The 14,570-nt window shown below is 58.9% G+C and carries 6 protein-coding genes; 1 reads left to right on the top strand and 5 read right to left on the bottom strand.

The window, feature by feature from the left end; translation table 11 throughout:
• Positions 1-33 precede the first annotated feature (33 nt).
• Positions 34-1,584 carry a PLP-dependent aminotransferase family protein gene (locus ACF6ZU_RS12435; RefSeq protein ID WP_392892776.1) on the top strand — a complete coding sequence of 517 codons (1,551 nt, stop codon included), beginning with the start codon at positions 34-36 and terminating at the stop codon, positions 1,582-1,584.
• A gap of 8 nt (positions 1,585-1,592) precedes the next feature.
• On the opposite strand, the gene ACF6ZU_RS12430 is transcribed toward ACF6ZU_RS12435, so the two are convergent.
• The 5 genes from ACF6ZU_RS12430 to ACF6ZU_RS12410 all read right to left on the bottom strand — a co-directional run bounded on the left by ACF6ZU_RS12430 (position 1,593) and on the right by ACF6ZU_RS12410 (position 14,547).
• Positions 1,593-6,179 (bottom strand): dermonecrotic toxin domain-containing protein, encoded by a 4,587-nt coding sequence (locus tag ACF6ZU_RS12430; protein WP_392892775.1) that lies wholly within the window; start codon positions 6,177-6,179, stop codon positions 1,593-1,595.
• A 258-nt stretch (positions 6,180-6,437) separates the two neighbouring features.
• A complete protein-coding gene (locus ACF6ZU_RS12425; protein ID WP_392892773.1) occupies positions 6,438-7,538 on the bottom strand; it encodes a polyamine ABC transporter substrate-binding protein in 1,101 nt (366 codons plus the stop codon).
• A 5-nt stretch (positions 7,539-7,543) separates the two neighbouring features.
• On the bottom strand, positions 7,544-8,581 hold the full coding sequence (locus ACF6ZU_RS12420) for a histone deacetylase family protein (RefSeq protein WP_392892771.1): 1,038 nt from the start codon (positions 8,579-8,581) through the stop codon (positions 7,544-7,546).
• 270 nt (positions 8,582-8,851) lie between these two features.
• Positions 8,852-9,844 (bottom strand): AraC family transcriptional regulator, encoded by a 993-nt coding sequence (locus ACF6ZU_RS12415; RefSeq protein ID WP_392892770.1) that lies wholly within the window; start codon positions 9,842-9,844, stop codon positions 8,852-8,854.
• A gap of 95 nt (positions 9,845-9,939) precedes the next feature.
• Complete coding sequence (locus ACF6ZU_RS12410) at positions 9,940-14,547, bottom strand: dermonecrotic toxin domain-containing protein (RefSeq protein ID WP_392892768.1); 4,608 nt, start codon at positions 14,545-14,547, stop codon at positions 9,940-9,942.
• Positions 14,548-14,570: the final 23 nt, after the last annotated feature.

The following is a 14,570-nucleotide window of genomic DNA, read 5'->3' as shown; positions in this document are numbered from 1 at the left end:
GCCATTACCGACCAATTTCATAGGTCCATTGTCATGACGGATGCGCCGCTTTCCTTGTCGTTCAACCCGGCGGGTATCGAACTTGATCGCCGTCAAGGCCTGAGTCGCCAGCTCTATCAGGCGTTGCGCCTGAGGGTGCTCGACGGTCGATTGGCCGGCGGCACGCGATTGCCGGCCAGTCGCGATCTGGCGGCGGCACTGGCGATTTCCCGCAACAGTGTGGTGCGGGCCTACGATCAGCTCTATGCCGAAGGCTTTATCGAAGGGCGGGTCGGCGACGGGACCTATGTCGCGCAATTGCCGAAAACCACGCCAGCAGCAAAAAAACTATCCACAAAAATATCCACAGGCTTGTCAACAGGGTTACCCACAGCCTTATCCACAAATTGGCTGGATTTACCTGTGCTTCCATCCAGTAAAGTTATCCACAGCGGTGCTTTGGAGCGGGTCGAGAAGAACCATTTGGCGACTCCTCCGGTGGGGCCTCCGCGTGCTTTTCGTGTCGGTGTTCCGGCGTTCGATCTGTTTCCTTTCGAGGTGTGGGCCAAGCTGAACGCGGCTTTCTGGCGCAAACCGGATTTGCAGCAGCTGTGTTACGGCGATCCGGCGGGCGACCTGCGCTTGCGCGGGCTGATCGCGGCTTATTTGCGCAGTTCGCGGGGCATGCAATGCAGCGCTGAACAAATAGTGATCACCAGCGGCGCGCAACAGGGAATCAGCCTTTGTGCACAGCTGCTGGTGGAGCCGGGCGACGGGGTGGCGATCGAGAATCCGGGGTATCGGGCGGCGGGTCATGCGTTCGCCGTCGCGGGTGCCCGCTTGCACGGCGTCACGGTGGACAGTGAGGGCATCGACTGCTCAGAACTGGCTGCGCTCAGCGATTGCCGTCTCGCGTATGTCACGCCGTCCCATCAGTACCCGACCGGGGTGGTCATGAGCCTGGCGCGACGCCTGGAATTACTCGCCTGGGCCGAGCGCACCCAGGGCTGGATCGTCGAGGATGACTACGATGGCGAGTACCGTTACAGCGGCGCGCCATTGGCACCGCTGGCGGCGCTTGATCGGCAGGGACGGGTTCTGTACGTCGGGACCTTTGGCAAAGTCGCTTTCCCGGCGTTGCGCCTGGGTTATCTGGTCTTGCCGCCGGCACTGGTGCAGGCCTTCTCCCAGCGTCGAGCGGTGGATGTCCGGCATTCTGAAGTCAGCACTCAAGTGGTGATGGCCGAATTCATCGCCGCCGGACACTTTCAGCGCCATATCCGCCGCATGCGTCGTGCCGCCCTGAGTCGTCGCAATTGCTTGCTGAGCGGTTGGCCCACGGTTATCCCCGGCGTGGGCAACCTGCCTGCCGTTTCCGCCGGGCTGCACATGACGGTGGCGGTGGACAGCGTGGCCCGCGAACAACAGCTGATCGAGCAGGCAGACAGCGTAGGTGTCGAAGTCAATGGCCTGAGCAGTTACTGGTTGCGTGACTCCACCACGCCAATCGACCAGCGCGCCGGCCTGGTGCTGGGTTTTGCCGCGGTGCCGGAGCCGGCGATCGAGTCGGCCCTGGCACGTTTGCGGCAGGTGTGGCGGGTTTGAACGTTGCGCTATGAAAAGAACACGCTGCTGGCCAGGGCACGACTGATCTCGCTGCGATAAATGGCAATGAGCTCTTGGTCGCTGTTGCCGCGCACATCGAACGCCCCGCCTAACAACCTTTGCGTCGTGGTTTTCAAATGTGCCGCGATGAATGTTTCAACGGCGGCGCTGGCATCGGCGTAGTGGAAGTGGGCATACCACAGCACCTTGCGGGTTGTGTGGTCGATCACTTCGTACTCGTCCAGATAATCCCTGGAAGGACCTTTGAGCCGGCGTCGTGTGCCCTTTTTCAGAATCTCGACTTCTTTTTTGCTTTTGAGCCATTCGACCCGGGCCGCCGTCGGCGGCTGTTGCTTGATCATCTGTACGCGAATCTCGTGACCTTTTGCATAGATTGCGGTAGCGGCGGTGTCGAGGTTTTTGCTCAAAGTCCCGGCCCCTGTCTCGGGATCATCGGTGAGATTGCGCGCGATCAAGGCTTGATCAATGGCCTCCCCGGCATCGCGCAGGCGAGCGCCCTGCTGTCGGTAAATCTCTTCGATCTCCACCGGAATGCGCTGCGCCCGCTTGACGTGAGCGTCGATGCGCCGCTGGAAAGCGCCCAGACCGTTGAGCAAACCCTGACCGGATTCAACGCTTTTGGTCAGGTCAGGTTTTACCTCGATCGGTGGCGCTTTCGGCGTGTCCCGAACGAGCCATACCCCCGGAGTTTTTTCATGAAACGTGGCAATGACCTTTCCCGTCAGCGGCGCTTTTATATCGACCAGATCAGTGTGTTGACCTTTGGCATCCTTGCGCGGTTCGCCTATCAGTGTGCCCTTGTACCGGGTCTTGATGACCTTTTTGGGCAGCGGCGCCGCCGGCTTGGCGGGGCCGGGGGCGGGTTCGAGAAGTCGTCGCTCTCGAAGCAGATTCGCCAGTTGGTCAACCGTGTCCTGGCTGAACTCAGTGACGCGAGCGCGTACCTGATCAAGACGCTCCGAGACGAGCTGATCAGGGTACTCATCGACGAAGTCGAAAAAGCGTTGGTCAATCACCGCAAACTGCTCCGCCAGATTGCTCATCGTCTCAATCCGCTCGTCGAGATTGATCAGGCTTTCGTCAGTGCTCAGCGTCTGAGCGCTCTGGACGTTCAGCGCCGCGTCGTTGACCAGGGTTTCGAGGGTTCGCCGCGGTTCTGCCAGCGCTTCTGCCGGGCCGGCCTTGAGGCACAGTTCATGCGCCAAGGTGATTTGCAGCAGTTTGAGATCATGCATCGAGTAGGCGGGAAGCTTTTTCCTGTAGTACTGGCTGACCTCCACGGCTTCCTTGCCCAGCAAACCAAGTTCTTTGAAGCGTGACTGGGCGGACTCGACCTTCTCGATGATGCCTTGGGTCAGATCGGTCATTTTTTCGAAGGCCGGGATCCGCTCTGCGGCGGGGGTCGGGGTTTCTTCGTCGAGCAACGCCATGGTTGCGCGCAGGCTGCTACCAAATTCCGCCGAAGAAACATCGAGCCACGACTGCCTCAGAAACAGTTGCAGCGACAAGCGATCGATCATCGCCGTGCGGTAATTGGGGATGGGCTCCAGGATGTTCAGGGCCTTGAGTTGCTGAATGTGTTCTTCATATTCTTTGAATTGTTCATCGAGCGTGTCCAGGAACTGTTTACGCGCAGTGACTGCGTTCTCCGGGAGCGCGTCGAGCATGAGTTTGCGGGACGCTGCGCGCTGCTGTTGCATGTCGTTCTGTTTATCATCGAACGCGGTGAGCGCGGCCCTCTTTTCGCTCAGTTTTGCGCGGTTTTCCTGCTGCATTTTCTTGCGTCGACTGCTTAGCCCGCCACCGCGCAGGCGCAATCGAAGATCAATGACCCATTGGCCGCCGGCGGTGCGGATCAATAGCGGTCCTATGCGCGAAGGTTGCTGGCGTGAATCGATGATTTGTACCTGCTCGCCCGCATTGATCTCTACCTCGAACCAGCGCTCACCCACAGGCGCGTACCACTTGTTTTCATGGGCATAGAGGTGCTGATGAGCGCCCTCGGTCGCCGGTTTGCCCAAGGCTTCGGGCTTGGGGATTTTCAGACTGTCCAGTACCGATGCCATGCCTGGGCGCGAGCGATTCAAGGCGTTGATCGCGTTGAGCGATGTTTCGTGGGAGGCTGGAAGTTCACTGCTTGAAATGTCCGGCAAGCGCACGACTTTGATCGTTTCGGGAACAACCTTCTCCGGAATTTTTTCCAGGAGCGAGTCAACCGTTTCCAGTGGTGCCGATGAAGTGCGCCGCGTGGGTACGCGAGTCGCCGCGCGGTGAGCGAGCACCATGCCCAGCGCCATCAACAGGTCGGTCAGCGCCGACCAATCGAGCTTGGCGGGCGCCTCATTCCCTGAATCGCTGAGCGCCTGCAAATCGTCCATCATCTGCCAGATCCACGCGGCTGCGCCGACAGTGCGTCCCAGGAACGGCAGCGCCGCGTTGAACATCAGCCAGCCACCGTGTTTGAGCGTCGCCCAGCGCGCCTCTGTGTTAGATACCGACTGGCGATCCGCCTGGGTAATCATGGCTTGAACGGTCGCGTCAAACAGTGTGTCCGGTACGTCCTTCTCAATGGCGCTGGCAGACAATGAAACAGGTCCGCGCATATCGAGTGCGATGGCCGGGTCAACCAGCAACTGCGGCACGATCCAGATCGACGGAAACTGTGTAGGAAAGACGTACTGGCTGTAGTTGAAACGTGCTTTGTCCGGCAACCAGGCCAGTACCGATTCCCTGAGTGACCTGGAGTGCTGGATCGCGTACAGCAGGTTACTTTCCGACGGGTATTGCAGCAGCGGCGGATTGAGTAAGGGGCGGTACAACACGCACGGGCCTTTATCTGCCTGGCGCGGCCCGATGACAAACATGTTGGCGACTTGATCAGGCGTGGTATCCGTACGATACGGGGGGATGAAGGCCAATGGACGGATGACGATTTCTTGCCCGTCCACCTGCCGATCCGACGTGCCGGCGCCGAACGCGGCGACCACGTAGCGATAGCCCTGGTCATCAAGCCCTCTTTGACCGCGGATTTTGTATTGCAAGGCCAGCAGCGGCAGTTCCACCGACAGCTGCGCGGTGTAGAGCCGCTTGAGCTCACGCGCTTTTGTCGGGTCATCAAGCAAACGGTCTTTGAGCATCGCGGGATAGGTAGCACCAATGTCGACCGTGGTCACCAGTTTTTCCAGGTAGTCCGCGGTCATCCAGGCGGGTACGGGGGAATCGTCCGTGTAGCGCACGGTCTTGATGCCGCTCGGCAAACCGGCCAGGTTTTGCAGGGCCAGCTCGGTGAGCGATAACGTCAGGGTGTCGGTCTGGCCCGGTAAAACGAAGGTGCCCCAGACCACCAGGCTGGTGATGCTGATCTCGATCCTGTCGAGCTTCACAGTGCTCGCTTGTGGGTGCTCCTTGCGCATCTGTTTCGCCAGCGCATCCAGGGTAAATGCATGGATGTCGAGGATATCGTCCTGGAAGGTTTTACCGGCGTTTTGGTGCTGCACGACCGTCAGGTCCATCAGGTGTCGACTGTAACTGGACTGGTCAGTGGGGGAGGCCGAGTCCAGCCAAGGCGGCAGCAAAGGTTGCATTCGATCGAAATGGGGCTTCAGTCGCGCGGGTGGCTCTTCGCTCTGACCGGCCGTTCCGAGGTGAGGGTAGAGGTCGGCCTTGGCCGAGCCCTGGAAAAAATTGATCGCACCGATGGCATCCGCTTCCAGGGCAATCAGTGTGCAGGCTTGATGATCGAAGAAGTTGCCTTCCGGTTCGAGCAGTCGCCAGTTCAGGCTGCTGCCAGGCGTGCGGGTAAGGCGTGCTTGCGCCAATGCTTCGCCCAGCGCATCGAGCGAATCGAAACGCTGGAAACCGTGGGTGACCGAGTGCGTCAAGATCAGCGTCCGGTCGCCCAGTGAGCCAATCAGTACGGCGATGTCGAGCACATTGAGGTGCGTACGCACAGCGCCGTCCAGCTGATCGATGTCGATGAGACAGGCGCGGGTTTTGTACTTGTCCGTAGGGTGGCGCTGTTGCTTGTCGGGCTTGGTGTAGACGGCCCTGGCCATTGCCTGCTGATCCGCGTCCCAGCCCAGGCTCTGATCGACGTTCCACAGGCCGCGTAATGAGTCCGACAGCTGATACCAGCGTGGGTCTCCGGCGCGGGTGGGGCCGCTCCAGTAATCGATCTGTTGTTCCTGATACGCCACGAACATCAGCGGTGCGAGTTCGTTGATCAGGAGTGCGATGGCGTCGATCTTGACGGGCAGTTGGGTCGCCGGCTCGATGGCCGGTTGCAAAGTCAGAAAGTGCTCGCCCTCGATGAGGGTGACGGTGGTGCCGGACAAACCGACGCGCACCAGGATATCGGTGAGCGATTCGACCTGAGGGAAATCGGGAATGACTTGATCGTCTTTGATCGCCCAGTTGGGCGTCACCACCATGGTCAGTTGCGGGTCGATTTCCAGGTTCGGGTACAGTTTTTTCAGCGCAAGGCGCAATGCTTTCGAAGCCGCGTCTGTAAGTGACGGGCCGGTTACCAGCTGGGTCAGTACATCGACAGCGCTGGGTGTGGAGCTTTCGGACATGAGCCGTTTCCTTCTCTAACCGTTGAGGCGCTCGGGTGTGCGCCGGGTAGAGGCAAGGTAGAGGGCGGTCCGGTGTGTTCGGTGGTACATAGATATCGCGGGCGAAAAGCACCCGCGATCGGGGTAATGCCTCACTGTAGGAGCGAGCTTGCTCGCGATGGACGTTAACGATAACGCGTGTTTTCTGAATAAACGCGTCGCTCTCGAGTCCATCTCGAGCAAGCTCGCTCCTACAGTGGCGTGCGAACAGCGGCAGAATCAGGTCCCGGATTTGATCTTGGTCCACGCCCGGGTCCGCGCACGCTCGGCATCGCGCGGCAATGGTTGCAGGGTATAGAGCGTGGCCATCGCCGCTTCGGTCGGGTACAGGTTCGGGTTGTTGCGGATCGCCGGATCGACCAGCGCCGTGGCGTCCTTGTTCGGGTTCGGGTAGCCGACGAAGTCGCTGACCGGCGCGATCACCTGCGGTTGCAGCAGGTAGTTGATGAAGGTGTAGGCGTCCTCTGTGTCCTTCGCGCCCTTCGGAATCGAGAGCATGTCGAACCAGATCGGCGCACCTTCCTTCGGCAGGCGCATGTCGACGGTCACTCCGTTCTTGGCTTCCTTGGCGCGGTTGGCGGCCTGGGAGAAGCTGCCGGAGTAACCGATGGCGACACAGATGTCGCCGTTGGCGATGTCAGCCATGTACTTGGACGAGTGGAAGTAGGTGACGTACGGCCGGATCTTCATCAACAGCGCTTCAGCCTTTGCGTAGTCCTCGGGCTTCTTGCTGTTCGGGTCCAGGCCGAGGTGTTGCAGGGCCAGCGGCAGGATCTCCGACGGCGAGTCGAGCAGGGCGACGCCGCACTGCTTGAGCTTGCTGATGTTCTCTTCCTTGAAGATCAGGTCCCAGCTGTCCACCGGCGCGTCGGCGCCCAGCGCGGCCTTGACCTTGTCCGGGTTGAAGCCGATCAGGATGGTGCCGTACATGTACGGCACGGCGAACTTGTTGCCCGGGTCGTTGGCTTCGATCAGCTTCATCAGCTTGGGATCGAGGTGATTCCAGTTCGGCAACTTGCTGCGATCCAGCGGCTGGAACACCCCGGCTTCGATCTGCTTGGCGAGGAACACATTGGACGGCACCACCACGTCGTAACCGGAGTTGCCGGTCAGCAGCTTGGCTTCCAGGGCTTCGTTGGTGTCGAAAATGTCGTAGACCAGTTTGGTCTGGGTGTTCTGCGCCTTGAAGTCTTCCAGCGCTTTGGGGGTGATGTAGTCGAACCAGTTGTAGACGCGCAACGTTCGTTCTTCAGCGTGTGCCGCGCCGCTGAGCACGACTGCGCTCAGGGCCGGAACGATAAAACGCTTGAGTCTGTTCATTGTTGTTATTTCCCTTGAGCGCTTTCAAAACCTTCAAGCACGTTCACGGCGTTGATGCCGATTTCTTCGACCGCGTAACCGCCTTCCATCACGAACAGCGTCGGCAGGCCGAGTTGGGCGATGCGTTCGCCCATCGCCAGGTAGTCCGGGCTGTCGAGCTTGAACTGGGAGATCGGATCGTCCTTGAACGTATCGACACCGAGGGAAACGACAACGATATCGGCGCCGTATTTTTCGATCTCTTTGCAGGCTTGTTCCAGGGCGGCGCTCCAGGTATCCCAGCCACTGCCGGCGGGCAGCGGATAGTTGAAGTTGAAGCCTTCACCCGCGCCTTCGCCCGGTTCGTCGTCGTAACCGAGGAAGAACGGAAATTCGGCTTCCGGATGGCCGTGGATCGAGGTGAACAGCACGTCGTTGCGCGCGTAGAAAATCGACTGGGTGCCGTTGCCGTGGTGGTAATCGACGTCGAGGATCGCGACTTTTTTGTGGCCCTGATCGAGGAACGCCTGAGCGGCGATGGCGGCGTTGTTGAGGTAGCAATAACCACCCATCAAGTCGCTGGCGGCGTGGTGTCCCGGTGGACGGCACAACGCGAAGGCACTGCGCGCGCCGCGCTGAATTTCCGCCTGGGCGGTGAGCGCCACCTGGGCTGCGCTGTACGCCGCTTGCCAGGTACCGGCGGTGATCGGGGCGCCGCCGTCGAAGCTGTAGTAACCCAGTTCGCCGTGCAGGCTGGTGGGTTTGATGCGGCGCAGGGTGCGGGCTGGCCAGGTGTAGGGCAGCAAGTCGCCGTCGGTGTTGAATTCGGTCCAACGGGCCCAGGCGCCTTTGAAGAAGTCGAGGTAGTCGCGGCTGTGGATGCGCGCGATCGGGTCGAGGCCGAAATCCTTCGGCCCTTCTACCGGGCCGAGGTTCTGGTTTTGCACCCGCGCCAGCACATGGTCGGCGCGCGAGGGCATTTCGAAGCAGGGCTTGAGTTGCCCGTCGATCAATTCACAACGGCCGTGGTGCAGGTGGTGATCATCCGAGTAGATCGTCAGCATTTCTTGTTCTCCGCAGGCTGATTCGGTTGAACACAGTCTTGCGGCGCGCGGGGTTTTGGAAAACGGCAGGAAAGGCCAAAAGGGGATTTATATGGCCAAAACAATTGACCGAAATTCGCCCCTTTATGACACCGCAATGCCCCTAAGCAGGGCACGGACCTGTAGGAGCCGGCTTGCTGGCGATCCAGGCAACTCGGTATGTCAGACAGACCGCGTCGACTGGATCGTCGGAACGCCGCCCGCAGCAAGCCGGCTCCTACAAAGGAGGTGTCATGGGCGGAACTGGCTGGGCGCCACGCCGCTCCAGCGCACAAACGCATGACGGAAACTCGCGGTTTCGCTGAAGCCCAGCGCTTCGGCGATGCGGTAGATCGGCAGCTGATCCTCGCACAGCATTTGCTTGGCCTGTTCGAAGCGCAGTTCGTCGAGCAGCTCCTGATAACTGCAGCCCAGATCCTTGAGGTGCCGGCGCAGGGTCCGCGCCGAGCAATTCATCTGCTCGGCCAGCCCTTCGAGGCCCGGTGCCGCGTTGAGTTGCGCGCTGAGCAACTGGCGAATCCGCCCCAGCCACGCCTGACGCCCGGTGAACTCGAGGTTCTGCTTGCGGCAGCGCTCGGCCATGGCCTGATGAGTGATGACGTCCGCCAGTGGCAAGGGTTGGTCGAGCCACTGTTTGTCGAAGGCGAAAGCGTTGTCCCGCGCGCCGAAGTGCAGCGGGCAGTCGAAGTGTTCGGCGTAGGTCGCCTCATAATCGGGGGCGGCGTGTTCGAAGCGTGCGGCGAGCAGCGGCAGCGGATGCCCGAGCAGGTCGTCGCAGATGATTTTCAACGACACCAGGCAGAATTCGGCATTGAACACCGCCATCGCCGGGCTCTCCCGGTAATCGGCAGCGACGAACCAGGTGCGCTCGCCGTCGTCCTCCAGGCTCAGCTCGAAAAGTGTTCCCAACAGCGCCGGATAGCGCATCGCCAAGCGCAAAGCGTCACCGAAGGTGGCACTGGTGAGCAGCGCATAACCGAGCATGCCGTAGCAGGAAACGTGCATGCGCCGGCCCAGCTCCAGGCCGATGTCACGCTTGAGCGCTACCGCGTTGGCGCACACCTGCATTTCCTGGTTGGTGGTGATGCGCGTGTCGGCCCGGCTCAGGTCCGCCGCGCTGATGCCACTGCCGGCCAGTAGCGCTTCGCTCGACAGGCCCTCGGCCTTGAACGTGTTGAGCACCAGAGAAACGGCGTTAAGGGTGGTGAGGTGGGAATGGAGCATGGGGATATCCGCAATCGTTTGATCGGGATCGAGCAAGTAGCGTGCCGTGAATCAGCGCCCTTACGGTGGCAAAGGCGCCAGATGTTGCCTCATGTTCATAGTGGCTGTTTTTTTAGCTCGAAAAACAACGTCTGAGCCTGTTCGAAGCCAATCATGCTGCGGTAGTAGGCAAGTTGTTGTGCAGCATGCAGTCCTTTGGGGCTGTCTGCGTCAAGTCCCAGGCTTTGCTCCTTCGGGGTTTTCAAGCGTCCATAGAGAAAGGCCTTGGCTGGCACCCAGTCAGTCGAATACAGAAAATGTGCATACCAGAGATCTTTCCCGCTTTTCTGATCACGAATTGCGTATTCATCCAGATAACGAGTCTTGCCCCCCTTCAGGCGACGCCGATTAATGGTTTTCGCAATTTTTATTTCTTGTCTGTTTTTTAGCCACTCAATGCCTGAGAGGGTCGGCGGTTGGTCTTTAATCAGCGTCAGCATGCTGCTGGTGGCTTGCTGGTAGATCTTTTCTACGGCGACCTGAAGCGCTTTATTTACTCCGACGGCCGAGGTCGAACTGCTCTCTGTGGCATTTTTGCCGGTCAACGCGTGCTCGATTGCGCTACTGGCCTGTTCCAGCTCCATGGCGTGCTGGTGAAACAGGTATTCGATACCGAAGGGGGAGCGTCCTGGTTGTTTCGTTTGTTCGACCATGCGCGCGTTGAACGCAGGTAATTCATCGAGCAGTGTCTGGCCTTGGCCGATACTGGCATCCAGATCCGGCGTAACGTTTACGGTCGAGACATCTTCTACGTGTTTAACCCAGTGATCCGAGTTTTTGCGATGGAAGGTTGCGATGACCTTTTGAGTGAGCGGAGAAGTGATGTCGACCAGATCAGTTTCCAACCCTTGCGGGGTAAGGCGTGCCTGGCCGATGAGCACCCCGTTGTAACGTGTCCGGATGAATTTGTTTTTTGGCCTTGGCGGTGGCACGGGAAGGGAGGGGCGAGCGCGTATTGCATCTCTCTCTTCGAGCACGGTAATCAGGTTGCGCGCGGCGCGGTTTTTGAAGCCATTGAGCTGTTGGCGCAGGTGCGTGACCGGTGCTTCAAGGACAACCCCGGAGTGCATACTGTTGAAATCCGTCAAACGTTCGTCGATGACGTTGAATTGTTCGATCAGATTGTTGAGGGTGTCGATTCGTTCTTCGAGGCGATAGACACTGCGTTCGTCCAGGGTGGTTAGCAAGACTTGAACGGCCATGTCGGCGCTATCGACGATCCTGTCCAGCGTGGACCACGCGTTTGTCATTGTAGCGACGGTATGTTCGGGCAGGCACAGATTGCGCGAGATTGTTATCTGGAGTGCCTTGAGATCATCGACCGTGTACGAGGGCAGGCGTTGTCGGGTCTGCTGGATCAAGCGCATCCCTTCTTTTTCAAAGTCTCTGAGTTCGGCGACCCGAGATTCGATGCTCCCCAGGCGGGTGATCATGTCCTGGCTCATTTCACGTATTTGCTGAGCATCTTCGAAGTGCCGATCTTGGGGAGCTTCAGCCTGACGCTCGATTTGGTTCAGAACAGTTCGCATTTTGGGGGTGAAGGTGGTGAGGGCTTCGCGGATGCCGGCATGGATCAGTTCCAGTTGAGCATTCAGGTAGCCAAGCGACTTTTGCTGATAATCCGCCGTTGGCGAAAAGGCATGCAGTGATTTGAGATCACCGAGCGCTGCGGCGTACTCGGCTCGCTGAGACTCCAGCTTCTGAAGGTACAGTTGGCGCTTGGCCTCAGCCGTCGCGGTAGGGGCATCAGTCATCGCCTGGTGTGCCTGTTGCAACTCCGCCTGCATGATCGCCTTGCGGCTCTCGAATGCAGTCAGTTTTGTACGCATTTCGTTGGCTTTGACGGTTGCTTGAGCCTGTGCCGACCTGGACACACTTGGCCATCCACCACCGCGCAGGCGCAGGCGTGTATCGACAAACCATTCGCCCTTCGCGTTGTTGATCAGGGCAGGACCCCATCGTGTGGGTTGGCTGGAGTCAATGATTGCGACGTTGCCGCTGTCATCCACAGAGACCTCGAACCATCGCTGTCCTACGGGCGCATACCACTTCTGGTTGAGTCCGTAGAGATGCTTATGGATTCCTTCCTTGCTATGAGCGCTGCCAAGCCCCTCCGGCGGGGTAATTTTAAAGCGATCCAGTACCGTTCCCAGACTGTCGGGAGTTCTATTCACCGCGCCACTTATATTCAGGGCTCGCTGGAAGCTGGATGCCTCATGGAGGGTGCTGCTGGCCAGTTGCGTGACACTGACCTTCACTGTCTCGGGTACCTCGGGTCGTACATTCATCGGCTCATCGTTCGCCAGGGGTTTGCCTGATGGACCATGGGTCGCGATATGCAGCGTGATCGCCATACCGAGATTCAGCAATACGTCGGCGAAAGCTGCCCATTGCGCCTGTTTGTCTTCTCGCTCATGCGCGTCATGCAGCGCTTGCAGCTGGTCCAACACTTGCCAGATCCAGGCGCCAATACCCACGGTGCGCCCCAAAAAAGGCAAGACAGCGTTGAACACCATCCAGCCGGCCCGTTTGAAACTGGCCCAACGGTTTTCTGCGTTCGATACCGATTGGCGATTGGCGAGCTCAACCAATGCATCCGTGTTGGCCTTGAACAGGGCTGCGAACAGATCGCCCTTCAGGGCGTCTTGTCCCAAGGCGATTGGCCCGGTCATCGTCGTGAGCGCAGTGCTGTCGACCAGAAACCTGATAGCTGCCCAAGGCGATGGCAGAGAATCTGGGAATACGTAGGCGGCGTAGTCACTGCGAGCGTCGTCCGGCAACCATGCCAGAACAGACTCCCGCAGGCTGGCGGACTGCTGTATGGCATACAGGAGGTTGGAGGGTGAGGGGTATTGGGTCAACGGCTGGTCGAGCATCGGGCGATACAACAGGCATGGGCCGGCAGCCGGATCCTGAGGACCGATCACGAACATGTTGGCAACCACATCCTTGGAGCCATCTTTTCGGCGTAGCGGAGCGAAAGCCAATGGACGAATAACGATGGTCTGTCCTTCTACGACCCGATCGGCGACCACAGGCTCCATCACCGCGACGACATAGCGGTACCCGCGTGCGTCGATCCCGGCCTGCTCGCGAATCTTGCACTGCAAGGCCAGCAGCGGTAACTGGATTCGCAGATGTTGGGTGTACAAGTCTTTTCGGCGAGCCGACTCTGTTGCGTCATCAAGCAACTTGTTCTTGATCAATGTCGGGTAGGCACTGCCGATATCCGCTTCGCTTACGAGCTCTTCCACATACTCTACGGTCATCCACGCGGGTAGTTGTTTACCGTCGGTGGCATGAATGGACTTGTCTCCGGACGGGAGTGCAATGAGGTTCTGCAAGGCGAGATCGGCTGCACTGAATCTGGAAATGTCGAACTTGCCCGGGACGACAAATGTTCCCCAAACGACAAGGCTGCGAACGCGGATTTCCACGGCGGACAGCTCCGGCTTTGTGGCGTCTGGATGGTCTTTGTCCATTTTGGCTTTCATGGCGTCTAGTGCGTACTGCTCGATAGGCGGGATGCCTTCCAGATAGGTCTTTCCCGCGTTCTGGCTGTGCAGTACCGCCAAGTCCTTCAAGTGTCGGGCATAGTTATTCATGTCCGGAATGGAAGCCGAACCGAGCCAGTCAGGCAATGCGTCTTTAAACCACTCCAGTCCAGGACCTGCGGGTGTGCTGGTAACACCTACTTCAGGGGTGAGGAGCGGTTTTTTCGGTCGGGTGTGCCTCAGGCCGACGAAATCAAGAGCGCCGATGACATCGATCTGGATCGATATCAATGCGCAAGCCTGATAGTCGAATACGTTGCTGCCGGGCTCAACTAGCCGCCACTGAATTATCTGGTGAGGTATTGATTTCACGTGCTCGGGCAGTGTTGCGCCCAGCTTCTCCAGGGAGTCGAATTTTTCAAATCCCTTGAGCAGTGAATGAGTGAGGATGACGGTTTTATCCTGCTGTTTGCCAACCAGAACCACCATCGACGCCTCATTCCAATGGATTGTTCCCTTCCCGTCAGTCAGGTCGATAGCAACCAGATAGGCCTTGCATTGATATGGATTGATAGTTCCATTTGTTGACAGGTCCGGTGTGCGGAACAAGGTAAGTGCCATGTTGCAGTCATCGTTACTCCACCCTTTGACTTGATCGACATTCCATACATTGCGCAATGTGTTCGAGAGCTCGTGCCAGCGGGGACCGGAGGTGCCTTCAGCCTTGTTCCAGAACTCCACCTGTTGTTCCTGAAAGCCTTTGAGCATCACGGGCGCAAGCAGATTGATCATTTTGGCGATTTCATCGATGCGTACCGGCAGATGAACCGCCGGCTCGGTAATCGGCTGCTGGGTCAGGAAGTGTTCGCCCTCGATATACAGGACCGGCACCTCATACACCGTGAGATTGGCAAGGATTTCGGTCAGCGCCTGGTAGCGGATGGGGCCGGCGACGATTTCATCGTCGAAGATGCCCCATGAAGGTGTACCGACCATGGTGATACTCGGATCGAGATCCAGCGTCGGATACAGTTGTTGCAAAGACTGGCGCAGCAACACCGCCGCGACGTCCGTGAGGTCGGGGCCGATACTGAGTTGAGTGATCAGTGCGTCGATGACGTTCTGGTGGGAAGGGGTCTGTGGCTTGGTCGTTGAGGCGGCTGTGCTCATGTGCATCCCTGCGTTTCAAAGTC

This window comes from Pseudomonas migulae (assembly GCF_043225285.1).
GTDB classification, from domain to species: domain Bacteria; phylum Pseudomonadota; class Gammaproteobacteria; order Pseudomonadales; family Pseudomonadaceae; genus Aquipseudomonas; species Aquipseudomonas migulae_C.
Note: the sequence above shows the minus strand (reverse complement) of the source record. Positions and strands in the feature narration are given on the sequence as shown.